The organism is Dermatophilaceae bacterium Sec6.4 (assembly GCA_039636865.1).
Lineage (GTDB): Bacteria > Actinomycetota > Actinomycetes > Actinomycetales > Dermatophilaceae > Allobranchiibius.
Genome location: CP144172.1, coordinates 1,245,579 through 1,268,779 on the forward strand (window position 1 = coordinate 1,245,579; position 23,201 = coordinate 1,268,779).

General features: G+C 65.5%; 25 protein-coding genes. 17 read left to right on the top strand and 8 right to left on the bottom strand.

What is annotated here, in order from left to right:
• The first annotated feature begins 94 nt into the window (after positions 1 to 94).
• Together V3G39_06165 and crcB are read left to right on the top strand one after the other, a co-directional pair.
• Complete coding sequence (locus tag V3G39_06165; GenBank protein ID XAS77621.1) at positions 95 to 604, top strand: CrcB family protein; 510 nt, start codon at positions 95 to 97, stop codon at positions 602 to 604.
• Positions 601 to 969: a fluoride efflux transporter CrcB gene (gene crcB, locus V3G39_06170; GenBank protein ID XAS77622.1), complete on the top strand. Its 369-nt coding sequence runs from the start codon at positions 601 to 603 to the stop codon at positions 967 to 969. The genes V3G39_06165 and crcB overlap by 4 nt, the downstream gene beginning before the upstream one ends.
• On the opposite strand, the gene V3G39_06175 is transcribed toward crcB, so the two are convergent.
• The 3 genes from V3G39_06175 to V3G39_06185 all read right to left on the bottom strand — a co-directional run bounded on the left by V3G39_06175 (position 946) and on the right by V3G39_06185 (position 3,201).
• Positions 946 to 1,572, bottom strand: a complete 627-nt coding sequence (locus tag V3G39_06175) for a hypothetical protein (GenBank protein ID XAS77623.1) — start codon at positions 1,570 to 1,572, stop codon at positions 946 to 948. The genes crcB and V3G39_06175 overlap by 24 nt on opposite strands.
• A 77-nt stretch (positions 1,573 to 1,649) precedes the next feature.
• Positions 1,650 to 2,396: a VIT family protein gene (locus V3G39_06180; GenBank protein ID XAS77624.1), complete on the bottom strand. Its 747-nt coding sequence runs from the start codon at positions 2,394 to 2,396 to the stop codon at positions 1,650 to 1,652.
• An 85-nt stretch (positions 2,397 to 2,481) separates the two neighbouring features.
• The gene (locus tag V3G39_06185) at positions 2,482 to 3,201 is read right to left on the bottom strand and encodes a type 1 glutamine amidotransferase (protein ID XAS77625.1); all 720 of its coding nucleotides are present in this window, start codon (positions 3,199 to 3,201) and stop codon (positions 2,482 to 2,484) included.
• Positions 3,202 to 3,231: 30 nt separating this feature from the next.
• Between V3G39_06185 and V3G39_06190 the strand changes: the two genes are divergently transcribed.
• The gene (locus V3G39_06190; protein ID XAS77626.1) at positions 3,232 to 3,690 is read left to right on the top strand and encodes a (deoxy)nucleoside triphosphate pyrophosphohydrolase; all 459 of its coding nucleotides are present in this window, start codon (positions 3,232 to 3,234) and stop codon (positions 3,688 to 3,690) included.
• A gap of 94 nt (positions 3,691 to 3,784) precedes the next feature.
• On the opposite strand, the gene V3G39_06195 is transcribed toward V3G39_06190, so the two are convergent.
• Positions 3,785 to 4,453, bottom strand: a complete 669-nt coding sequence (locus V3G39_06195; GenBank protein ID XAS77627.1) for a hypothetical protein — start codon at positions 4,451 to 4,453, stop codon at positions 3,785 to 3,787.
• Positions 4,454 to 4,606: 153 nt separating this feature from the next.
• On the opposite strand from V3G39_06195, the gene typA reads away from it, so the two are divergent.
• Genes typA through V3G39_06215 form a run of 4 tightly spaced genes read left to right on the top strand, consistent with a single transcriptional unit; the run spans position 4,607 to position 9,595 of the window.
• A complete protein-coding gene (gene typA / locus V3G39_06200; GenBank protein XAS77628.1) occupies positions 4,607 to 6,496 on the top strand; it encodes a translational GTPase TypA in 1,890 nt (629 codons plus the stop codon).
• Positions 6,497 to 6,504: 8 nt separating this feature from the next.
• A complete protein-coding gene (locus V3G39_06205; GenBank protein ID XAS77629.1) occupies positions 6,505 to 7,368 on the top strand; it encodes a PIG-L family deacetylase in 864 nt (287 codons plus the stop codon).
• Positions 7,369 to 7,373: 5 nt separating this feature from the next.
• Positions 7,374 to 7,874 (top strand): flavin reductase family protein, encoded by a 501-nt coding sequence (locus V3G39_06210; protein XAS77630.1) that lies wholly within the window; start codon positions 7,374 to 7,376, stop codon positions 7,872 to 7,874.
• Positions 7,871 to 9,595, top strand: a complete 1,725-nt coding sequence (locus tag V3G39_06215) for a VanW family protein (GenBank protein ID XAS77631.1) — start codon at positions 7,871 to 7,873, stop codon at positions 9,593 to 9,595. The genes V3G39_06210 and V3G39_06215 overlap by 4 nt, the downstream gene beginning before the upstream one ends.
• Positions 9,596 to 9,680: 85 nt before the next feature.
• On the opposite strand, the gene V3G39_06220 is transcribed toward V3G39_06215, so the two are convergent.
• Entirely contained in the window at positions 9,681 to 10,622 is a 942-nt protein-coding gene (locus V3G39_06220) for a hypothetical protein (GenBank protein ID XAS77632.1), read from the bottom strand.
• A 137-nt stretch (positions 10,623 to 10,759) separates the two neighbouring features.
• The gene (locus tag V3G39_06225) at positions 10,760 to 11,773 is read right to left on the bottom strand and encodes a GNAT family N-acetyltransferase (protein ID XAS77633.1); all 1,014 of its coding nucleotides are present in this window, start codon (positions 11,771 to 11,773) and stop codon (positions 10,760 to 10,762) included.
• Between the two features lie 83 nt (positions 11,774 to 11,856).
• Here V3G39_06225 and fdxA point away from each other — a divergent pair, with 83 nt between their 5' ends.
• The 7 genes from fdxA (at position 11,857) to V3G39_06260 (ending at position 18,998) form a co-directional block, all read left to right on the top strand.
• The gene (fdxA, locus tag V3G39_06230; GenBank protein XAS77634.1) at positions 11,857 to 12,183 is read left to right on the top strand and encodes a ferredoxin; all 327 of its coding nucleotides are present in this window, start codon (positions 11,857 to 11,859) and stop codon (positions 12,181 to 12,183) included.
• Between the two features lie 6 nt (positions 12,184 to 12,189).
• Complete coding sequence (gene dapC / locus V3G39_06235; GenBank protein ID XAS77635.1) at positions 12,190 to 13,296, top strand: succinyldiaminopimelate transaminase; 1,107 nt, start codon at positions 12,190 to 12,192, stop codon at positions 13,294 to 13,296.
• 136 nt (positions 13,297 to 13,432) lie between these two features.
• Positions 13,433 to 14,725, top strand: a complete 1,293-nt coding sequence (locus tag V3G39_06240; protein ID XAS77636.1) for a citrate synthase — start codon at positions 13,433 to 13,435, stop codon at positions 14,723 to 14,725.
• A gap of 157 nt (positions 14,726 to 14,882) precedes the next feature.
• Complete coding sequence (locus V3G39_06245) at positions 14,883 to 16,112, top strand: DUF6350 family protein (protein ID XAS77637.1); 1,230 nt, start codon at positions 14,883 to 14,885, stop codon at positions 16,110 to 16,112.
• Between the two features lie 127 nt (positions 16,113 to 16,239).
• Positions 16,240 to 16,860, top strand: a complete 621-nt coding sequence (gene purN / locus V3G39_06250) for a phosphoribosylglycinamide formyltransferase (protein XAS77638.1) — start codon at positions 16,240 to 16,242, stop codon at positions 16,858 to 16,860.
• Positions 16,857 to 18,482 carry a bifunctional phosphoribosylaminoimidazolecarboxamide formyltransferase/IMP cyclohydrolase gene (gene purH, locus V3G39_06255; GenBank protein XAS77639.1) on the top strand — a complete coding sequence of 542 codons (1,626 nt, stop codon included), beginning with the start codon at positions 16,857 to 16,859 and terminating at the stop codon, positions 18,480 to 18,482. The genes purN and purH overlap by 4 nt, the downstream gene beginning before the upstream one ends.
• Positions 18,483 to 18,593: 111 nt before the next feature.
• Positions 18,594 to 18,998 (top strand): secondary thiamine-phosphate synthase enzyme YjbQ, encoded by a 405-nt coding sequence (locus V3G39_06260; protein ID XAS77640.1) that lies wholly within the window; start codon positions 18,594 to 18,596, stop codon positions 18,996 to 18,998.
• A 44-nt stretch (positions 18,999 to 19,042) separates the two neighbouring features.
• Here V3G39_06260 and V3G39_06265 read toward each other — a convergent pair whose 3' ends face one another.
• Complete coding sequence (locus V3G39_06265; protein ID XAS77641.1) at positions 19,043 to 19,510, bottom strand: GNAT family N-acetyltransferase; 468 nt, start codon at positions 19,508 to 19,510, stop codon at positions 19,043 to 19,045.
• 76 nt (positions 19,511 to 19,586) lie between these two features.
• On the opposite strand from V3G39_06265, the gene V3G39_06270 reads away from it, so the two are divergent.
• Together V3G39_06270 and V3G39_06275 are read left to right on the top strand one after the other, a co-directional pair.
• Positions 19,587 to 20,432, top strand: coding sequence for a bifunctional methylenetetrahydrofolate dehydrogenase/methenyltetrahydrofolate cyclohydrolase (locus tag V3G39_06270; GenBank protein XAS77642.1), 846 nt, complete (start codon positions 19,587 to 19,589; stop codon positions 20,430 to 20,432).
• Positions 20,429 to 20,686, top strand: coding sequence for a DUF3017 domain-containing protein (locus V3G39_06275; protein XAS77643.1), 258 nt, complete (start codon positions 20,429 to 20,431; stop codon positions 20,684 to 20,686). Before V3G39_06270 ends, V3G39_06275 begins: the two co-directional genes overlap by 4 nt.
• A gap of 72 nt (positions 20,687 to 20,758) precedes the next feature.
• Here the strand turns inward: V3G39_06275 and V3G39_06280 are convergent, their stop codons facing one another.
• On the bottom strand, positions 20,759 to 21,748 hold the full coding sequence (locus tag V3G39_06280) for a malate dehydrogenase (protein ID XAS77644.1): 990 nt from the start codon (positions 21,746 to 21,748) through the stop codon (positions 20,759 to 20,761).
• Positions 21,749 to 21,975: 227 nt separating this feature from the next.
• Here V3G39_06280 and V3G39_06285 point away from each other — a divergent pair, with 227 nt between their 5' ends.
• Complete coding sequence (locus V3G39_06285) at positions 21,976 to 23,196, top strand: NADP-dependent isocitrate dehydrogenase (GenBank protein ID XAS77645.1); 1,221 nt, start codon at positions 21,976 to 21,978, stop codon at positions 23,194 to 23,196.
• The last annotated feature ends 5 nt before the right edge of the window (positions 23,197 to 23,201 follow it).

Consider the following 23,201-nt stretch of genomic DNA (forward strand, 5'->3'; position numbering starts at 1 on the left):
CCGGCACCAACCTCGGAAGTCGCTTCCGACAACGGTCCCTGTCTTCGTGATGAGTGGCGCCCGTGAGCGCCCGGAGATAGGGAGTGGGTAACAGATGAGTATCGATCCGCGCGCGGCGCGTGATGCCCTTGCGCGGCCGTGGCTGCCGCGGGACCCCGATATCGATGTCGAGGACGGCGGACGCAGGGTCCACCTGCACCCCGTCTACGTGTTCTACGTCGCTGTAGGCGGAGCATTCGGCACTGCTGTCCGAGAAGCCCTGAGTCTGTGGATTCCCGCAAATGCGAACCGAGCCGACTGGACGATTCTGACGATCAACGTGCTCGGCGCGTTCCTGCTGGCGGCGTTGCTGCAGGGACTGGCCGGCGCGCGCAGCGAAGAGCGTGGGCGGCGCCGCACGTTGCGTCTGCTGCTGGGCACCGGCGTGCTCGGCGGTTTCACGACGTACAGCACGTTTGCCACCGGGGCAGCAGAACTGATTCGCGGTGACCATCAGGGCATCGCGATCGGATACTGCGGGCTGACCCTGTGGCTCGGCCTGATGGCGTCTTTTGCCGGTATTGCCGTCGCGCGCTGGGCACATGACGGGGCGATGCGCTCATGAACCCTTTTGTATTCGTGCTGGTGTGCATCGGCGGCGGCGTCGGCGCCGGCCTGCGGTTCATGGCCGATGGGGCCATCAAGGAGCGGGTGGCCACTTCTATCCCGGTCGGCACCGTCGCCATCAACGTGTCCGGTTGTCTGCTGCTGGGTCTGCTCACGGGATTCGCAGTCGGCCACGCAAGCACGATCGCGGTGCTCGGAACCGGGGTGATGGGTGGATACACCACGTTCAGTACTGCAAGTTTCGAGACCGTGCGGTTGATACAGGAGGGACGACGCGGCCCAGCGCTCTGGACCGGACTGGGCACGCTGTTCGGCGGCGTTGCGGCGGCGCTGCTCGGCCTATGGCTGGGGCTGGGGCTGTGATGACCGTTCGATCACAGTCGTGACGATCGTGGTCACTGAGGGCCGGGTGGGAACCGAGCCGAAACCGAACGACACGGCCGGCTCCACCGGGGTGAGCTCGCCGAGATCGTTCCCGGCATAACGGCCTGAGGCGCGGGTCAGGGCGTGCATGTCGCGAGCGCCATAGAATTCCCGTCGACCGGCGCGCGCCGTCCCGGCGGTGCGTACTCCGCGCATGACGATCCGGGCGACCGGATCGATGATGCGGCTCCAGGTGGGTGCCGTGGCCAGCCGGGCCGGCACTGCCCGCAGCAAACCGCCGATCGCAGTGCGCCCGCCGATGGTCCAGCTGACCTGCAGATCATCAGCGTGCAGCTCGCGGGTCGCTCCGTTGGCAGTCACGGTGACCGGCACGATGCTGACCTCATCGAACTCGTAGGTCTGCTCGATGAACTGCGCGACCTGCGGGGTGGGGGCCAGCAGCCGACGATGCCCGTCTGCTGTCTCCAGCATCACGTCGTCGAAGCTGCCATAGGGTGTCTCGCGCCATTGTCCGACTACGACGCGCACCCCGCTGGTGGTCCCGATGCCGGTGATGGTCCCGTGGAATTGCGCGCGTGTCATGGTGCCTTCCATCATGAACCAGGCTGATTTACGAGTGTCGGCGAGGGTAGGCCGTGCGGTTCGGGAAGAGACTGGTCTCAGGCCAGTGGGCCGAGGAAGTACCCCACGATGTATGTGACCAGCATGGCCGCTGCGCCCCCGGCGACATTGCGCAGAATGGCGGGCCGTCGTGGCGCATCGCCCAACCCGGCACTGATGCCGCCGGTGAATGCCAGCGCGATGGCGACCGCGATGAAGGTGACGGGCACCCGCCAGGAGTCACGGGGCAGCAGGATGGCGAGCAGAGGAAGCATCGCGCCGACCGTGAAGGCGACCAGTGAGGCGTAGGCCGCATGCCAGGGGTTGGTGAGCTCATTGGGATCGATACCCAGTTCGGCCTCGGCATGTGCGCCGAGGGCGTCGTGCTCGGTGAGATGGAGCGCGACCTGCTCGGCCAACGGACGCGGAAGACCCTTGCCCTGATAGATCGCGGTCAGCTCTTCGAGTTCTTCGGCCGGCATATCGCGCAACTCAATGCGTTCTTTCTCCAGCAGCGCACGTTCACTGTCGCGCTGGGTACTCACCGAAACGTATTCGCCCGCAGCCATGCTCAGCGCTCCGGCGACCAGGCCGGCGAGACCTGCGATGGCGATCGGTGAGCGTCCAGAGGTGGCCCCTGCGACACCGACCACGATGCCCGCGACGCTGACGATGCCGTCGTTGGCGCCCAGGACCCCGGCGCGCAGCCAGTTCAGTCGCCCCGCCATACCTGCGACGTGTGGTTCATCCGGATGCGATTCGTAGATCGGTCCCTCGGAGGGCGACGTGCGGGTGGCGTCGGTCATGGCATTCTCCTCCTGGGTGAACATCGGGTTGCTTGCTTCACTCTGCCCCCTGCGGCCGTGGCGATCCAGGCAGGTGAGGCTGCACTCAGGTGGTGGACGAGTGGTGCGCTGGCGTCATTTGCGCAGCGAACCGCAAGGCGAGAGGAGCCCACGTCGTGCGTAGTTCGTCCGCTGCGCGGGCGATGGCATCACCGAGGATGTCGAGGTCGTCGCGACCCGGGTACTCCGCGGCCCACTCCCGGAAGATCGACTCGGTCACCTCGGGGTGGAACTGCACACCCCACGCCCGCGCGCCGAAGCGGGCAGCTTGCACGGTGCCGTCAGGGGCCGTGGCCAGCCGCACCGCACCGGCAGGTAGTCGGGTAACGACGTCGCCGTTCCAATGCGTCGCGCGTCGTGCGTCGGTGCTGGCCAGCAGGGGGTCCTGGCGACCGGCCTCGGTCAGCACAACCGAGGTAAGGCCGATCCGAGTGCCCAGTTCGTTGACGTCCACAGCTCCGCCGAGCGCGCATGCCAGCAGCTGATGTCCCAGGCACACCCCGAGCGTGGGAATCTCGCGGCGCACCGCTTCGGCAAGCAGCGCGATCGTCGGGTTCAGCCAGGGGTAGCTGTCCGCGCTGTTCGCGCTCATGTGACCGCCGAGTACGACAAGTCCGGCGAACGGGTCCAGGTCCGTCGGCAGATCGGCGACATCGCGGTAGGGCGAAAAGATGCGCAGCTCGATTCCGGCTTCCTCCCACGCCTCGCCGAGCAGGCCCGCCAGACAGCTCGGTTCATGCGTCACGACGGCGAGGAGAGCAGGCACGATGAGGAGTCTATGAGCCATGATCGCGGCGTGGGAGATGACCTCTGTGACCGAACGCACGCGGGCCCGACGCCGAGGATGGTGGTCGGTGCGGCGATCGTCGATGACCTGGCGCACCCCGGTCGCCTCCTGGCAGCCCGGCGCGTCGCGCCCGCTGAACTCGCGGGGGGTTGGGAGTTTCCCGGCGGCAAGGTCGAGCCGGGGGAGACATTGCAGGCTGCGCTATGGCGGGAGATCTCCGAGGAGCTGCGGGTCGCCGTCGAGTTCGGCGCCGAGGTGGTTGGCCCGGTCGAGTTGGGCGAGGTGACGGCGTGGCGGCTCACGGCGGGCTGGTTGATGAATGTGCGACTGGCGCGAATCACAGCCGGGGTCCCGCAACTGGTGGACCACGACGAGCTTCGCTGGCTCACCAGGGCGCAGTTGGATGACGTGCCATGGCTGGCGCCGGACCTGCCGATCGTGCAGGCGATCCGGCAGCTGCTGCACTGAACGTCGCCGAGTGGCAGACAAAACACTCGACCGGCGCACCCTTTGGTATGCCGGTCGACGTGCTTGTCTGCCACTCGGCAGGTCTTTGCGATTTTTAGATGCGCGGACCTTTTGCGCGGAGGTCATCCACGCTCGTCATCGCTTCACGCAGCTCGGCGAGCCACTCCTGGGTGTGCTCGCCGACCAGCTTGACCGACCACGACACGGCGTCAGCACGCGAACGCGCGACGCCGGCATCCACCAGGGTGTCCAGCACGCGGCGTTCGTCCTGCCGCAACCTGGTCATCACCGGGACGGCAAGATTGGTGAAGACGACCTGGGTGGCGCCGATGCGCGCACCCCAGGCCACCGATCGTTTGTACTTGGCCTGCGCCTCCTGCGCCAACGCCATCCGGATATCGCGGGTCTCCTCACGGAATCGGGTCAGCCGTCCCTCAACAGCGGCCTCCGTCGCCGTGGGATCTGCGTCATCGGGCAGGTCGGGGGCAGCGATGTCGCCGATGACGACGATTTCTTCGCGATCCACGGTCACGGTCGGCGAGCCGGTATACAGCCCGCTCGGCAGGCGCCCGGCGAACCAGCCGGCTGCGTCGTCGGCCGGGGGCAGATCGGCCTGTTGCCAGCCGCTGGGGCGTCCTCGGCCCGGTCCCGCGAAACCCTGAGAGCTCCGTGGGCCCCGATGTCTACTGGGTCCTTTCGATCCTTTCCGGTCGGCGCCTTCGTTGTGGTCATTGTCAGAGCCGTGATGGGTGGGGCAGTTCATGATGTCTCCTCGCTAAATTACTTAATTACATCATTACACAACACGAAATTGGCGGAATCATTCCCGATGGGGAGGGTTTCCAGGTCTTCGTGCGTGACCGGCGCCACGCGCAGGTGGTTCGAACAGCCTCAGCCGCCTGAGATAATCGAAATCATGTCTATGAAAACTCGGGACGACGTGCGCAACGTCGCGATCGTTGCTCACGTCGACCACGGCAAGACCACCCTCGTGGACAAGATGCTCCGGCAGACCGGTGCGTTCACCGAACGCCAGACGGTCGAGGCCACGGGTGAGCGGGTGATGGACACCGGTGACCTGGAACGCGAAAAGGGCATCACGATCCTCGCCAAGAACACTGCTATCTCCTACGACGGGCCTGCGTCCGATGGCACACCCGTGACCATCAACATCATCGACACCCCCGGCCACGCCGACTTCGGTGGCGAGGTCGAGCGCGGCCTGTCGATGGTCGACGGTGTGGTCCTGCTGGTCGACGCCTCCGAGGGTCCGCTACCTCAGACCCGCTTCGTGTTGCGCAAGGCGCTCGCCGCAAAATTGCCCGTCATCCTCTGTATCAACAAGGTCGACCGACCGGACAGTCGCATCGAAGAGGTCGAGGAAGAGGCCTACGAGCTCTTCATGGATCTGCTCGACGACGCCGATGGCAACCCCGACCAACTCGACTTCCCGGTCGTCTACGCCTCCGCGAAGGCCGGCATTGCCTCGCTCACCCGGCCCGCGAACGGCGAGAACCCCGAGGGCGTCGATCTGGAGTCGCTCTTCGCCACGATCCTGTCCACGATTCCGGCACCCGCCTACGACGATGAGGCGCCGCTGCAGGCGCACGTCACCAACCTGGACTCCAGCAACTTCCTCGGTCGCCTCGCGTTGCTGCGGGTACGCAACGGCGTGATCCGGAAGGGCCAGCAGGTCATGTGGTGCCGTCACGACGGCACCCAGCAGCGGGTCAAGATCACCGAATTGCTGATGACCGACGGGCTGGAGCGCGCCAGCGCCGAGCAGGCCGGACCGGGCGACATCATCGCCGTTGCCGGTATTCCCGAGATCACCATCGGCGAGACGTTGGCCGACCCGGAGAACCCGATCGCGTTGCCGCTCATCACGGTCGACGAGCCGGCAATCTCGATGACCATCGGCACCAATACCTCGCCGATGGTCGGCAAAGTGCGCGGTAGCAAGGTCACCGCCCGGATGGTCAAGGACCGTCTGGACCGCGAGTTGGTCGGCAATGTGTCGCTGCGGATTCTCGCGACCGAACGCCCCGACGCGTGGGAGGTCCAGGGCCGTGGCGAACTCGCACTCGCCATCCTGGTGGAGCAGATGCGTCGCGAGGGTTACGAACTGACCGTCGGTAAGCCGCAAGTGGTCACCCGTGAGGTTGACGGCAAACTGCAGGAGCCGGTCGAGCTCCTCACGATCGATACCCCTGAGGAGTACCTCGGCGCGATCACTCAGATCCTCGCGTCCCGCAAGGGCCGCATGGAGCAGATGACCAACCACGGCACCGGCTGGATCCGGATGGAGTTCAAGGTGCCCTCGCGCGGCCTGATCGGCTTCCGTACCCAGTTCCTCACCGAAACCCGTGGCACCGGCATCGCCAACCACGTGTTCGACGGGTACGAGCCGTGGTTCGGACCGATCATCACCCGCACGTCGGGGTCGCTGGTGTCGGACCGTACCGGTGTCGTCACCTCCTTCGCGATGGTCAACCTGCAGGAGCGCGGCACGCTCTTCGTGGACCCCACGACCGAGGTGTACGAGGGCATGATCATTGGTGAGAACTCTCGCACCGACGACATGGACGTGAACATCACCAAGGAGAAGAAGCTCAGCAACGTTCGCGCGTCCAGCGCCGACAACTTCGAGAAGATCTTCCCGCCGCGCAAGTTGTCGCTGGAGCAGAGCCTGGAGTTCTGCCGCGAGGACGAGTGCGTCGAAGTCACCCCTGAGTCGGTACGTATCCGCAAGCTGATCCTGGACCAGAGCGAACGCGGTCGCGCGCTGTCACGGTCGCGCCGCTGAGCCACTCCATGGCCCGGTTGCTCTTCGTGCACGCCCACCCCGATGACGAGACTCTCGTCAACGGGGTGGCGATGGCCCACCATGTGCGTCTCGGCGATGAAGTGCACGTGCTGACCGCGACCCTCGGTGAAGAGGGCGAGGTCATCCCCGCCGAGCTCGCCCACCTGGAACTTCCGGCAAAGCAGCCCCGGCCGTCGGACATCCGCGATCCGCTCGCGGACGTCCGACGTCTTGAACTGGCAGGTGCTGCAGAGGTGCTCGGCGTCGCCTCATCGCAGGTTCTGGCCGGCAACTGGCGTGATTCCGGGATGGCCGGCTCGCTCGCGTCACGTCATCCGCGAGCCTTCTCGTCGGCACCCGTTGCCGACGTCGGTGCGCGGGTCGCCGACGTCATCCGGGCGCTCGAGCCGGATGTAGTGGTGACCTACGACGAGCACGGTGGATATGGGCATCCGGACCACATTCAGACCCATCGCGCCACAGTGGCGGCCGTCGCGTCGCTACCGAAGGAGCAGCGGCCGCGACTTTTTGCCACGCTCACGCCGTGGTCGTGGGCGGAGCAGGATCGTCAAAGCTGCCTGGAGACCCACTTCGAGGGTCTGTCGACGCTCGACCACTCTGATCCCTACCCGCCATCCGTGGTCGCTGACGATCGCGTGACTCATCGACTGGTGGACCCCGAGTGTGTCCCGATCCAGGCGGCGGCGTTGCGCTGTCACCGCACGCAGGTCACAGTTTTGGACGACGCCCACTACACCTTGTCGAACGATATCGTCGCGCTCATGTCCGGCCGCGAGGGATTCGCCGAGCTGGACCCGGAGACCGGCAGAACGATGCCCGCCGAACGGACTCTGACAGGATTGCTGGGGTGAGCCGGATGGAGCACTTCAACGGTGTCGATCCGGACGACTACCGGCGGGTCGTGGGCAGGCTGGTTTCCGGCGTCACTGCGGTAACGACCTACGCCGACGGGCTGGATCACGCGATGACGGCCAATGCGGTCTGCTCGGTATCCCTGGATCCGGTACTGATTCTGGTGAGCGTCGAGCAGGAGGCCCGCTTCCACGACGCGGTCCTGGCATCCGGGGTGTGGGGTCTGAGCATCCTCCCGGTGGGTGCCCGCTCCATCGCAGCGTGGCTCGCGACACGGGGTCGACCGTTGCACGGCCAGCTGGATCGGGTGCCGCATACTCGAGGCCGGGAGACGGGGGTGGCACTTGTGGACGGTGCGTTGGCACAGCTGGAGTGCCGCACGGTCGACACACATCCGGCCGGTGATCACACGCTGGTCATCGGCAGCGTCGTCGCGATGTACGACGCAGAGGTGCCGCAAGACGCACTGACGTACTACAGAGGGCGATTTGGAGCACATCCGTGACTGACGAACAAGCAACCGACTCGGCTGAGGATCTGACCGCACCGCCGCAGCCGCGGCGAAATCGGAAAGGCTGGGGGCTGATAGCAGGGGTCGGGGTGATCGCGGTAGCGGTGGCGGCCTATGGCGGGGTCGCTCTCACAGGCACCGACCGCGTCCCGAGTGGTACCACGGTGGACGGCATGATCGTCGGGGGCCAGAGTAAAGCTGCTGCCGAGAAACGGGTGCAGGGTCACATTGCAGCACTCGAACGAGAGCCGGTCACCTTCGTGGCGGGCGGTAAGACCTTCAGCATCCTGCCCTCGGCAGCCGGCCTGAGTTACAACGCCGACGGCGCCCTGGACAACCTCACCGGCTTCACCCTCGATCCCAGCACCATCTGGCACCGCTACACCGGAGGATCCTCGAGGTCGCTCAAAACAACGGTCGACAAGACCGAGCTGCAGAACGCGATTGCGGCGGCCGGTGCCTCGGTCAAGGGCGCGCCTGTTCCGGGCACGGTCAAATTCATCGGCGGGCAGGTCAAGGTCACCTACTCCAAGCCCGGTAAAGGCGTCGACGTCACTGCACTGGCCACCGCGATCGCGACCGGCTGGCCGGCCAAGACGTCCTACGATGCTGCGCTCACGGACCAGGCGCCCAAGCTCACGAGGCAGACCATCGACGCCTTCGCCGCGGGACCGGCGAAGGCTGCGATGTCCGGGCCGGTCACCTTCGCCAAGGACGGCAGTAACGCGAACGTCACCGTGCGGCAGCTCTCAGACGTCCTGAAGACGGTCCCGGACGGGAACTCCCTGAAGATCGCAGTGATTCCCGAGGTGATGGCGAAGCTGGTGAGCTCGATCAGCCCGCAACTCGCGACGCCGGCCACGTTTCCCAAGGTGAAGATGAATGGCATCGTGCCTACGAAAACGGTGATTCCAGGTAAGGCCGGCAGCATCGTGGACCCGGTGAAGACGGGTGCCGCGTTGATTGCAGGTCTGCAGGCCGGCAAGCGCACCATCACGGCAGTCACCACATCCCAGCAGGGCACGAGCGTCGATCTGTCGCAGATCAGCACCACCAAAATCAGCGAGTTTCGCTCCAGGTATCCGCTCGGCACTTACAACGCGGCCCGCACTGAGAACATCAAGGTAGGCCTCGCCAAGCTGAACGGTACGTACATCGCGCCGGGCCAGCAGTTCAGCCTGCTCGATGCGCTGTCGCCGATTGTGAAGTCGAACGGATATGTCGATGCGCCCGTGCTGGAGGGCGGTCGTGACTTCCTTGGCACCGGCGGTGGACTGTCACAGGTATCGACCACGATGTACAACGCAACCTTTTTCGCAGGTCTCCAGGAGGACGTGCACACGGCGCACTCCTACTGGATCTCGCGCTATCCGATGGGCCGCGAGGCGACCCTGTCCGTTCCCACGATCGACAACAAGTGGACCAACGACAGCGGGCACGGCATCGTGATCGAGGCGCGGACGGAGTCCAACTACTCCGTCATAAGGCTCTACGGAACGAATGTCTTCACCGTGACGAGCAACACTGGGCCGCAATTCGACATCAAAGCTCCGGGCACCCAGCGGGTGAGCGGGGCAGCCTGCCTCGGGCAGCCCGCGGTGAACGGTTTCAAAGTCACCGTCACCCGCAGGGTGACGCGCGACGGCAAAGTGGTCAAGGATGAATCCCTGACCACGACGTACAAGCCCGCTGACCTGGTCATCTGCACCGGCTGACCCACCCGCCATCGACTATGGCTCAGTTAACCCCGAATGGCGCAGGTGGACGTGTGCCTTTCGGGACTAGCTGAGCCAGGGTGAGTCAGGTGGTGGCTGGCCTCCGTACCCAGGGCGGTGGCTGTGGCACGGGAATGATGCCGACGCGGGCCAGGATCTGCGCCATGGGTGACCCCCTCAGCGCGTCGTCCCAGGTCCAGCGAGCCACCCCGCCGCTTTCTCGAATGCGATCCTCGCGGCGTTTTTCGCGCCACAGCACGTCTGCAGCTTCTTCATCCGCGATGCCCTGCATTCCGTACTTGGCCTTCCCATCGAACTCGCCGATTACTCCTGGCCAGCCGAAGTCGGCTCGTCCGTAGCTACCCCGGCTGTCGTGTAGCGGCACCTGAAGTCGAGGCTGAGGAAGCCCGAGCTCCCACATCCGCGCCCGGCTGAGAGATTCACCCGGCGATTCGCAGAGCTGGTCAGCGAGCATCGCGACGCGTGCTGCGCTCTTTCGGCCGCGTGCCCGGTCCGGAATCAGTTCGACTTCGTGATCAATGTCATCGGGCGTACACAGTTTTTGTCGCAACGCCGCGTCGGCAACCATGAGGGCTGCGGCAAAGTCAGCACACCGCGCAACATCGATGACCGTACGCGCCGGCGATGTCACCAGAACGCCACCGACGTGGTGTGGCTCGGGGATGCTCGCCACTCGGCGTCGTGCCACGTTCCCCGTCGAGCTCGGTCCACCTCGAGCGACCAGAACTTCCACCGTATTGGGCCATCGCCCCACGGTGGGTAGTTCCCAGACAGCTGCGGCGGACAGCCCTGACACAATTGGAGCAGATCGCATGCATTCCACCGTGGCAAGCACGAAGATCCGGTAACGTTCTGCGGCCTGCAGCTGTGACCAGTAGCGGGTGTCGGCGTAGACCCCCCTGCGGATCCGGGCGAGGCGCGACTGGTCTCGTAAGAGTTCGGTCTCGGGCCCAATGCCGCGGCGCTTGAGGACTCCGGCGAGCAGCAGTTTGTCATTGCCATCCATGGCGCCACGCTCCCACCGACGCCGGCAGTGACCCGAAGATATCCACAGACATGCCGACCATGGCTCAGGTAACCCCGAGAGGCACACGTGGACGTGTGCCCCTCGGGGTTGCCTGAGTCAGGGTCAGGTGCGGGCCGCTACCGGGGCGTGGGGGAGGGGGCGCGGAGGTACCAGTACTCGTGGTGACTGCGAAAGCCCAGTGATTCGTACAGCCGCACTGCTGCTGTGTTGGACCGCGAAACCTGCAGGTACATCGACGGTATGCCGCGTGCCTGCGCCCGCCGGGCGGCCACTGCCATCACTTCGCGGGCAAATCCGCGGCCGCGGTGCTGCGCTGGCACGTGCACCGAGAACGCGCCGGCCCAGCCTGGCGAGTACGCGATCCGACCCACCGCGACGACGCACGAATCCAAGCTCAGAGTGATGTAGTCACCGTCTGGGATCAGGCCGAAGATCGCGGCTGCGGTTTCGCGATGGGCCTGCTCACGGGACATTGCCCCGATCCACCAGTCATCCGTTGCGTGGGCTTGGACGCCGATCTGCAGCGCTGTGGGGAGCCTGGTCGAAGCAACGCCACCCGCCAAGGCAGCTACAGACGCGGTCATCACCAGGGTGCGTTGGAACGCGGTCCATCCTGCCGCCAGGGCAGCACCTCCGGCCACGTCGTCGGCGATCACGAAATCGTCCGGCCCGAAGACCTGCAGCAGCGGCACGCCGCCTCGGGCGGCGTACCAGTCCTCGACGTAGGAAAGCGCGTCAGACAGCGGCATACCCGGATCTGCGATCGGGAGAACTGAGTTCGCGCGCCCGGTGTATCCGGCTGACTCGCGCAGTAACCACCGACCGAGCCACAGCGATCGCAGTGGCGGCATCCCACCGACCATCAACTCCTGCAGGTCCGGCATCGACAGTGCACGGTGCGGACGCCCACGGCGGACAGCGCGAGGAGGCACCCGTTTGGCGGCCAACACCGAGCGCCGGTCGATTCGCACCGGCCCGCGCCGCGTCGTCACCTCCAACGATGCAGCGTCGACTGCGCTGACATCCCCGAGTGCATCAGTGACCCCGTCGGCCGTACGGTGGCGCACGACGACGCGCATCCCGGGCTCGAATTCCGCGGTTAGGTCAGGCTGGTTCACAGGGAGAGGCATCGGTTCGTCATACTAGAACCGCCGACGGCACAAGACCGCCGGCACTCCCACCGTTCGAGAATTGCAGGAAGGTCCAGTTCGTCATGACCTACGTCATCGCTCAACCGTGTGTCGACCTCAAAGACAGGGCCTGTATCGAGGAGTGCCCGGTCGACTGCATCTACGAGGGCGAGCGATCGCTCTACATCCACCCCGACGAATGTGTCGACTGCGGTGCATGTGAGCCGGTGTGCCCCGTCGAGGCGATCTACTACGAAGACGACGTGCCGAAGCAGTGGGCCGAGTACTACAAGGCAAACGTCGAGTTCTTCGACGACCTGGGTAGCCCCGGCGGTGCCGCGAAGATGGGCGTGATCGCGAAGGACCACCCGGTGATCACCGCTCTACCCCCGCAAGAGCACGACGTCTAAGACCCGATGAAGGCCGCGCTGCCCGACTTTCCCTGGGACACTCTCGCGCAGGCGAAGGCACGCGCGGCCGCTCACCCGGAGGGGCTCGTGGACCTTTCGGTGGGTACGCCGGTCGACGCGACTCCGCAGGTCATCCAGGCAGCATTGCGCGATGCGTCGAATGCCCCGGGATACCCGCAGGTATGGGGGACCCCCGACCTTCGTGAGGGTGTGGCGACATGGTTCGCCGAGCGCCGCAACTCCAGCAACGTCAATCCCGACGCTGTCCTGCCCACCATAGGCAGCAAGGAATTCGTCGCATGGTTGCCGACCATGTTGGGTCTCGGCCCGGGGGACGTCGTCGGAATCCCTCGCATCGCCTATCCCACGTACGACGTGGGCGCCCGACTGGCCGGCGCCACTCCTGTCGCGTCGGACAGCACCATAGGTTTCGGCCCGAGGCCACCAAAGCTGCTCTGGCTGAACAGTCCAGCCAACCCGCACGGCAAGGTCCTGCCGGTCGAGCACCTCGCGAAGGTGGTTGCCTGGGCCCGCCAGCACAACGTCGTTGTAGCGAGTGACGAGTGCTACGCCGAGCTGGATTGGCGCGAGCAGCCGGACGGTCTCACCACCCCGAGTATTCTGGACGATCGGGTATGCGGCGGCAGTCACGAAGGGCTGCTGGCGGTCTATTCCTTGTCCAAGCAGAGCAATCTCGCGGGGTATCGGGCAGCGTTCGCCGCGGGTGACCCGCAGCTGATCTCGCGGTTGGTCGCGGTGCGCAAACACGCGGGGATGATCGTTCCGTGGCCTGTGCAGCGTGCGCTGCTCGCCGGGTTGTCCGCCACTGGCGCGGTTGCCGCACAGAAGCAGGTCTACTCAGCTCGACGCGCGACCCTGCGTGCTGCGTTCGAACGAGCCGGCTGGCAGATCGATCATTCAGAGGCAGGTCTGTATCTCTGGGCGACCCAGGCCCGCCCGTGCCGCGACAGCATCGAAGACCTCGCAGTGCTCGGGATCCTCGCAGCGCCGGGCGATTTCTACGGCGCTGCGGGTGCCCAGCACGTGCGGATTGCCGTCACCGCGACGGACGAGCGCGTCGCCGCAGCAGCGACGCGACTCACCGCACGCTGACGCAGCGTCACATTCCCGCCTTTTTGCCCGCTGGGTTGGGTCAGGATGCGCGTCTACCCTGGGGTACGGTCGAAGTTGCTGGATTTTCGGGGCCGCAGAACGACGTGCCCAGAACCGACGAAGGATGGACTGACATATGACGGAACAGGGTGCGGCTAGCTTCACTGCCGGCGACAAGACGTTGGACTTCAACCTCGTGCCGGCAAAAGAGGGCAGCTCGGGGTACGACATCGCGGCATTGCTGAAGCAGACGGGCAACGTCACGCTGGACGTCGGCTTCGTCAACACCGCTTCATGCCAGTCGGAGATCACTTTCATCGACGGGGACGCCGGGATCCTGCGCTACCGCGGTTACCCGATCGACGAGTTGGCCGAGAAGTCGACCTTCCTGGAGACGTCCTACCTGCTGATCTACGGCGAGCTGCCGACCGACGAGCAGCTGGAGAATTTCCGGACCAGTATCTCGCGCCACACGATGCTGCACGAGGACCTGAAAGATCTGCTCGCAGCTTTCCCGCGCGATGCACACCCGATGTCGGTGCTGTCCGCAGCCGTATCGGCGCTGGGCACCTTCTATCAGGACAGCTTGTCCATCACCGACCCCGCGCAGATCGAGCTGTCGACCATCCGTCTGATGGCCAAGCTGCCCACGATTGCCGCGTATGCGCACAAGAAGAGCCAGGGCCAACCCCTGCTCTACCCGGACAACAGCCTCAACCTGGTTGAGAACTTCTTGCGGATGACATTCGGCTTCCCCGCCGAGCCGTATGACGTCGACCCCACCATCGCCAAGGCGCTGGACATGCTCTTCATCCTGCACGCGGACCATGAGCAGAACTGCTCGACCTCGACGGTGCGGCTTGTCGGATCTGCTCAGGCGCACCTCTTCGCCTCGATTTCGGCCGGTATCCACGCGCTGTCAGGCCCTCTGCACGGTGGCGCCAACTCCGCCGTGCTGGAGATGCTGGGCAAGATCCACGAAAGCGGCGACGACGTCGAGACGTTCGTCACCAAGGTCAAGAACAAAGAAGACGGCGTGAAGCTGATGGGCTTCGGGCACCGCGTCTACAAGAACTACGACCCGCGTGCGGCGATCGCCAAGAAGTTCGCGCACGAGGTCATGGAGAAGATGGGCGTGCAGGACCCGTTGTTGGACATCGCGATCCGGCTGGAGGAGATCGCGCTGGCCGACGACTACTTCGTGGAGCGCAAGCTGTACCCGAATGTGGACTTCTACACCGGTCTGATTTACAAGGCCATGGGTTTCCCGACCGAAATGTTCACCGTACTTTTCGCGATCGGCCGGCTGCCCGGTTGGATCGCCCAGTGGCGCGAAATGATCGAAGACCCCGCGACCAAGATCGGCCGCCCGCGCCAGGTTTACGTCGGCGAGACCGAACGCCACTTCGTCGCGATGGATGAGCGTTAGACACGTACGCAACGTAGGTAACAGGAGCGGCGCGGGGAGCATCCCGCGCCGCTCCTGTTGTCTTCCGGCACCGTCCTGCGAGGTTTCATCCCTGCTCAGCAGGTGTGCGGCGCGCCGCCACACCGGATGCCCGAGCAGGGACGACCATGGGGCCACCATGAGTGTGCTCGAACGCGATCAGAACGTCACCGTCCTACACCCGGCCGGGCGGTTCAACCCCCGGCTGTCGGGTCTTGCGCTGCTGTACGGCGCCATCGGGGCGGTCGCGCTGGCGCTCGTATTGCTGGTCCCCACGTTGGTTGCCTGGATGGCCGACTCCCGCTCGAGTGTCAGCTGGTTGGCGGCGATGTCGTTCGCCGGCGACGGGTGGGTCCTCGCGCATCACGGCCATCTGCGTGCTCCAGCGGGCGGGGTTACCCACGTCATCACGTTTGCGCCGCTGCTGTTCAGCGGGCTGGCTGCCTGGTTCGCGCGGGCCGCAGCGAAGCCGTTGCTGCGTGAGGTCGAGCAGGAGGGTCGCTCTGCCGGGCGCTGGTGGCACGCTCCGATGCTCTTTGTCCTCGGCTACCTCGGCGCCGGTCTGCTGTTGGCGCTGTTGGGCATGACGGGTCCCGCCACTCCCGGCATCCTCAGTGTGATTCCCGGAGCGATGGTGATTGCTGCGGTCGGTTTCGGGTGGGCGCTGCGAGCCGAGCCCGAGCTCGCCGCGTACGCCTGGTGTGCACGCCAGTGGGAACGTCTACCCGCAGCTGTCCGCCGGGGAGTGCGGCCGGCGGTCGAGGCGACGGGCGTGTTGTTGGCAATGGCCCTGGTGGCTGTGGTGGTGCTGCTCATCGTCCACGCGTCACGCGTCGGTCAGGTGAACGGGCTGCTTTCGGCCGGCACAGTCGGGACCCTCGTGCTCGCGCTGGCGCAGCTGGCGAGCGCGCCCAATATCGTTCTCATGGTCACCGGATGGTTCAGCGGTGCGAGCGTGCACGTCGGCACCGCGACGATCGCGGCGGGCTCCGTGCAGAGCGGGCTCGTGCCGAGCATCCCCGTCCTAGGTGCTGCCCCCGACCCGGGTGGGTTGCCGTTATGGGTACGTGCCGCTCCGGTCATCGTGGTCCTCGTTGGTGCACTGGCGGGATATCGCGCGGCCAACGGATTCAGTGCTCTCACCGGCCTGAAGGCGAAACTGACCTGCGCAGCGGGTGCTGCTGGGGTTCTGACGCTCGGTGTTGCCCTCCTGATCTGGCTCGCGGGTGCCCGGGTGAGTGCTGCGCCGCTCGCTCAGGCATACGTGTCACCGATGGTGCTGCCGCTGCTCGCGGTCGAGATCGCCGCAGGCGCGACCGCAGCGGCGACTATCACGCACTATCTGCAGGCGCGTCGCTCCCAGCTCTGACCAGGTTTTCCGCCACTCGACCGGCGAGTTGTCCCAGGTTTCCCGACTCTCGCCCTGAGACCCGCCACTGGACCGGTGAGTTGTGCAGCGACTAGGGCGAGGCCCGAGGGCCGGTAACCTGCTGCCTGTGTCCTCTGCGATCGAGCCGGTGCCCATCGTGGTCCTCGTGTCAGGTTCTGGAACACTTCTACAGGCCCTGATCGAGGCAGCCGGCGACCCGGCCTACGGGTTGCGTATCGCAGCGGTGGGAGCGGACCGAGCAGGCGTGCAGGGCCTCGCTCGCGCCGAACGTGCCGGTCTGCCCACCTTTGTCTGCCGGGTCCGCGATTTTCCCGACCGTGCAGCCTGGGACAGCGGGTTGACCGACCTGGTGGCCGTCCATGAGCCGGCCCTGGTTGTCTCCGCCGGATTTCTGAAGTTGGTCGGTCCACGCTTTCTGGAGAAGTTCGGCGGCCGCTACCTGAACAGCCACAACGCCCTGCTGCCGAGTTTCCCCGGGATGCACGGTCCCGCCGATGCGCTGGAGTATGGCGTCAAGGTGACGGGGGCGACGCTTTTCGTGGTTGATGAGGGTCTTGACACCGGAGCGATCGTTGCGCAGGCGACCGTGCCGGTGTTTGACGGTGATGACGTCCAAACGCTCACCGAACGGATCAAGTCCGTCGAACGACCGCAGCTTGTGCACTACGTCGGGCGGATGGCCCGCGAAGGATTCACTGTCAACAGTCGAAAGGTCAGCATCCCGTGACACAGCAGTCAGAGGCGCAGCAGTCGAACGAGGTCCGACGTCCGGTCCACCGCGCTCTGGTGTCGGTCTACGACAAGACCGGACTGGAGGGCCTCGTGCGTGGGCTGCACGAGTCAGGCGTCGCGCTGGTGTCGACGGGCGGCTCGGCCCGGTTGATCGCCGAGCTGGGGGTGCCGGTCACGAAGGTCGAGGACCTCACCGGTTTCCCCGAGTGTCTGGACGGCCGCGTGAAGACGTTGCACCCCAAGGTGCACGCCGGGCTACTCGCCGACACCGAGAATCCCTCTCACCGGGAGCAACTGGCTGACCTGGAGGTCGAGCCGTTCGACCTGCTGATCTCGAACCTCTACCCCTTCAACGAGACGGTTGCCAGCGGAGCGAGCCCGGCGGAGTGTGTTGAGCAGATCGATATCGGCGGTCCGTCGATGGTGCGCGGAGCCGCAAAGAATCACCGGTCGGTTGCGGTCGTCACCGATCCCACGACGTACGACGAGGTGCTGAGCAGCGTCCGCGACGGCGGATTCACCCTCGAGCAGCGTGAACGTCTCGCGGCGCAGGCATTTGTACACACCGCGACGTACGACGTAGCAGTCGCCACCTGGATGGGGGAGGTGCTGACCGTGAGCTCCGCAGACGACGGCTTCCCGACATGGGTCGGCGCCACCTTCGACAAGGTCCGTCCCCTGCGGTACGGCGAGAACCCCCACCAGGCCGCCGCGATCTACGACAACGGTGCGCTGACCTCGCCGGGGTTGGCGCAGGGGAAATTGCTGCACGGCAAGGAGATGTCGTTCAACAACTACGTCGACGCCGACGCTGCGCACCGGGCGGCCTACGATCACGGCGATGCGCCGACGGTTGCCGTCATCAAACACGCGAACCCGTGTGGGATAGCGATCGGTTCCGACATCGCCGACGCGCACCGCAAGGCCCACGAGTGCGACCCGGCCTCGGCATTCGGCGGCATCATCGCGACGAACCGCACCGTCACTGCCGCAATGGCCGACACCGTCAAGGACATCTTCACCGAGGTCGTCGTCGCTCCCGATTTCGAGCCGGAGGCGTTGGCGATCCTGCAGACCAAGAAGAACCTGCGGCTGCTGCGCGCCGCGCCACGCGAGCAGGTGGGCGAGATGCGGCACATCTCCGGTGGGTTGTTGATGCAGCAGGCGGACATGGTCGATGCGGTGCTGCACGACGGGTCCGGCGCCGTCATCGGAGGCGATGACTTCGACTCCTGGCGACTGGTCTCCGGCAATCCCGCGGATGCGGACACTGCGGCTGATCTGCAGTTCGCGTGGCGGGCGATCCGTGCGGTGAAGTCCAACGCGATCCTGCTAGCCAATGGCGGCGCCTCGGTCGGTATCGGTATGGGGCAGGTCAACCGCGTGGACGCCTGCCACCTCGCGGTGACCCGCGCCGGTCAGGACCGCGCTCAGGGCGCCGTTGCGGCCTCTGACGCGTTCTTCCCCTTCCCCGACGGTCTGCAGGTGCTCATCGACGCCGGGGTGCGCGCGATCGTCGCTCCCGGCGGCTCGATGCGCGACCAGGCTGTCATCGATGCCGCCCAGGCTGCCGGTGTCTCGATGTACTTCACCGGGACCCGCCACTTCGCGCACTGAGGCCGACGGCACGCACCACCTGACCACGGCCTCGGGTTGCATCTTGTGGTGAGGGTTGCGCTATAGCCACACCCTCACCACAAGATGCAACCACTGGGCGAGACTGGAGGCATGCAGACTCAGACAATTGAGATCGAGACCGGCAGCCGCGAGGTCGTCCTGGACATCACCCGCCAGTGCGAGAGCGCGTTGGATGGTGTGGAGACCGGACTGCTGCACGTTTTCGTGCCGCACGCGACGGCCGGTATCGCGATTCTCGAGACCGGAGCGGGCAGCGACGAAGACCTGCTCGCAGCACTGAAAGACCTTCTCCCTGCTGACAATCGGTGGATCCACCAGCACGGCAGCAAGGGGCACGGCCGTTCCCATGTCATGCCCGCACTGATCCCGCCGTATGCCAGCGTCCCGATCGTGGGTGGCCGACTTGCCCTCGGGACCTGGCAGAGCATCTGTCTGGTCGATCTCAATATCGACAACCACGTGCGGCAGGTCAGGCTCTCGGTCCTGACGGGTTGAGCGACTATGGGTTGATCGACCGTGGGTTGAGGGTCAGCCGGGCCTCAGCTCAGGCGTTTGCCGAAGCATCGAGAGAGCTCGTCCTCTTTGTAGTAGCCGAAATTGGGGATCGGCTCGAAGCCGGCGCTCTCGTAGAACGCGATGGCCTCGTGCTGCGGCGAACCTGTTTCCAGGATGATGCGGCTGAACCCGCGGGCTCGGGAATGTTCCTCCAGGGCGACCAGCAGCCGAACGGCATGGCCTTCGCGCCGACGAGAGACGCGCACGTACATCCGCTTCAACTCGATGTCGCCGCGTGCGACCTCGTCGGTGGCGCGCAATCCAGCGCAACCGATCAGGCCGCGCTCATCGGAGGCGACCACGAAGATGCCGTGCGGTGCTGCGAATTGTTGCGGCGCAACGGCAGTGGCGTCCTTGCCGCCGTACCGCGCAACCATGTCGTCGTCGAGCTCACCGATCAGCACCTGCGCATCCGGGTCGGTGTAGGCCACGGCCCGCGCACTCCACGTCACCAGCAAACGATAGGCCCACCGGTCCGCCGAAGGAATGTCCGCCGGGCAACCGATCGACCGTGGGAGAATATCCGCCGTGACGGCGATCGTGATGGACGGCAAGGCCACCCTGGCGACGATCATGGACGAGTTGCGGGTACGCGTCGAGATTCTGAAGGCGCAGGGCATCACGCTCGGCCTCGGCACCGTGCTCGTCGGAGACGACCCGGGCAACCACTGGTACGTCGGCGCCAAACACCGCGACTGCGCCACGATCGGCATCGGGTCGATCCGCCGCGACCTGCCGGCCGGCTCCACGCAAGCCGACGTCGAGGCGGTCATCGACGAGCTGAACGCCGACCCCTCCTGCACGGGATTCCTCGTTCAGCAGCCGACCGGCCTGGATGAATTCGCGCTGTTGTCGCGGGTCGATCCGGCCAAGGACGTCGACGGTCTGCACCCGATCAATCTCGGCAAACTCGTCCTCGGCGAGTCCGCACCCCTGCCGTGTACTCCCATCGGAATCATCGAGCTGCTGCGCCGCTACGACGTGCCGATCGCGGGGGCGAATGCCGTGGTCATCGGTCGAGGGCTGACGGTCGGACGGCCGCTCGGACTACTCCTTACCCGCCATAGCGAGAACGCCACCGCGATCCTGTGCCACACCGGAACCCGTGATCTGCCCTTGATCGTGGCCGGTGCAGACATCGTCGTGGCTGCAGCCGGTGTGCCGGGTCTGGTCACCGCGGAGATGGTCAAGCCGGGCGCCGCTGTGCTGGACGTGGGGGTATCGCGAGTGGACGGCAGGATCGCCGGTGATGTAGCACGCGACGTCGCGGACGTTGCCGGGTTCATCGCACCCAACCCCGGCGGAGTAGGCCCCATGACGCGCGCGATGCTGCTGGTCAACGTGGTGCAGGCAGCTGAGCGCCAGCTTCGATGAGGCCTATGCGTCTCGGGCCGGCGTGGTGGTTGCTCGCTGTGGGCACGGTCGCAGCTCTGGTATTCGCCTGGTTCTACTCCCTTCGCATCGGCGGGTACGCCGTTGCTGCGGTCCTGGTGCTCGCCGCGGTGCTGAGGCTCGGTCCGGCGCCGTTCACCGATGGCCTGGCGGTGCGATCGCGGTACGTCGACGTCGTGACCCTGCTGATCCTGGCAGGTGCCGTCGCGACGATCTTCGCCCTCGTCCGCCTCTGAGGAGAAGAGCCCACGAGACCCAGAAAGGCCCGGCGCGAGCCACTCGCGCCGGGCCTTTCTTCGTCGCACGGCTCAGATCAGACCGAGGGCCTTCACCGCATCGCGCTCCTCGCCGAGTTCCTTGACCGATGCATCGATCTTCCCGCGGGAGAAGTCATCGATCTCCAGGTCCTGCACGATCGACCACGTGCCATCGGCAATGGTCACCGGGAAGGAAGAGATCAGACCCTCGGGAACACCGTACGAACCGTCCGAGCAGACCGACATCGATACCCAGTCGTCTGCCGGTGTGCCTGCCGCCCAGTCGTGTACGTGATCGATGGTGGCCGATGCGGCGGACGCCGCAGAAGACGAACCGCGCGCCGCGATGATTGCTGCGCCACGCTTGGCGACGGTTGGGATGTAGGTGCCGGCCAGCCAGTCCTGGTCGTTGACGACCTCAGCAGCGTTGCGGCCGCCGACCAGCGCATGGAACAGGTCGGGGTACTGCGTCGCGGAGTGGTTGCCCCAGATCGTCATCTTGGTGATGTCGGTGACCGAGGCACCGGTCTTCGCCGCCAGCTGGGCGATCGCCCGGTTGTGGTCCAACCTGGTCAGCGCCGAGAAGCGCTCCTTGGGGATGTCGGGCGCGTTCGACATGGCGATCAAGGCATTGGTGTTGGCCGGGTTTCCGGTCACGGTGATACGGATGTCATCGGCCGCGACGGAATTCAGCGCCTTGCCCTGGGGTGCGAAGATCCCGCCGTTGGCCTCGAGGAGGTCACTGCGCTCCATGCCGGGGCCGCGCGGGCGGGCGCCGACCAGGAGGGCGTGGTTGACACCGTCGAAGATCTTGGCCGGGTCGTCGCCGATCTGGACGCCGGCGAGGGTGGGGAATGCGCAGTCGTCCAACTCCATGACGACGCCTTCGAGCGTCTTCAGCGCGGGGGTGATCTCCAGCAGTCGCAGTTCAACCGGGGTATCGGCCCCGAAAAGTGCTCCACTGGCGATGCGGAAGAGCAGGCTGTAGCCGATCTGGCCGGCGGCGCCGGTGACGGCAACCTTGATGGGCGTGGTGCTCACGGGTTCGGACCCCTTCAACTGGACGACGGGCCTGCATTTCGGCGGGCCGCTGGTATGAGTTCGACGGTAGCAGCGCCACCTCCACGTAGGTGGGTCGCTCGGTTGCAGATCGTCGGAGGTCGCCGATTCCGGGGAACGGCACCGACCGCGATAGTCTCGAGCGGCGGTCAGAACCCACCCGTGGAAGACCGCCATCCACCCAGTTCCCTCGAGGAGTCACCGCCAGCATGGACAAGATCAAGGTCAAGAACCCCATCGTCGAGCTCGACGGTGATGAGATGACCCGCATCATCTGGCAGTTCATCAAGGATCGACTGATCCATCCCTACCTCGATGTGGACCTGAAGTATTACGACCTGGGTATCGAGAACCGGGACGCGACCAACGACCAAGTGACCGTTGACTCCGCAAATGCCATCAAGCAATACGGCGTCGGCGTGAAGTGCGCGACCATCACCCCTGACGAGGACCGCGTCGAGGAGTTCGGCCTGAAGGAGATGTGGAAGAGCCCCAACGGCACGATCCGCAACATCCTGGGCGGGGTGATCTTCCGTGAGCCGATCATCATCAGCAACGTCCCGCGCCTGGTGCCCGGCTGGACCAAGCCGATCATCATCGGTCGCCATGCCCACGGCGATCAGTACAAGACCCAGAACTTCAAGGTGCCCGGTGCCGGCACGCTGAAGATCACCTTCACCCCTGAAGGTGGCGGCGAGGAGATGTCGTACGAGGTCGCCAAGTTCGCCGAAGACGGTGGCGTCGCGATGGGCATGTTCAACTTCAACAAGTCGATCGAGGACTTCGCGCGAGCGTCGTTGACCTATGGGTTGGACCGCAAGGTACCGGTCTACCTCTCGACCAAGAACACCATCCTGAAGGCCTACGACGGCCAGTTCAAGGACACCTTCCAGCGCATCTTCGATGCCGAGTTCAAGGCCAAGTTCGACGAGATCGGTATCACTTACGAGCACCGACTCATCGACGACATGGTGGCTGCATGCCTGAAGTGGGAGGGCGGTTACCTCTGGGCGTGCAAGAACTACGACGGTGACGTGCAGTCCGACACCGTCGCGCAGGGATTCGGCTCGCTCGGCCTGATGACCTCTGTACTGATGACCCCGGACGGCAAGACCGTTGAGGCCGAAGCAGCGCACGGCACCGTGACCCGGCACTACCGCCAGCACCAGCAGGGCAAGCCCACCTCGACCAACCCGATCGCCTCGATCTTCGCCTGGACGCGAGGGCTTTCCTACCGCGGCAAGATGGACGAAACCCCCGAGGTGACCGACTTCGCGGAGACCCTGGAGCGGGTCTGCATCGAGACGGTCGAGGAAGGCAAGATGACCAAGGACCTCGCGCTGCTGATTGGTAAAGAGCAGCCTTTCCTGTCCACCGAGGAGTTCCTCGGCGCCCTGGATGAGAACCTTCAGAAGGCGATGGCCGGCTGAACCGT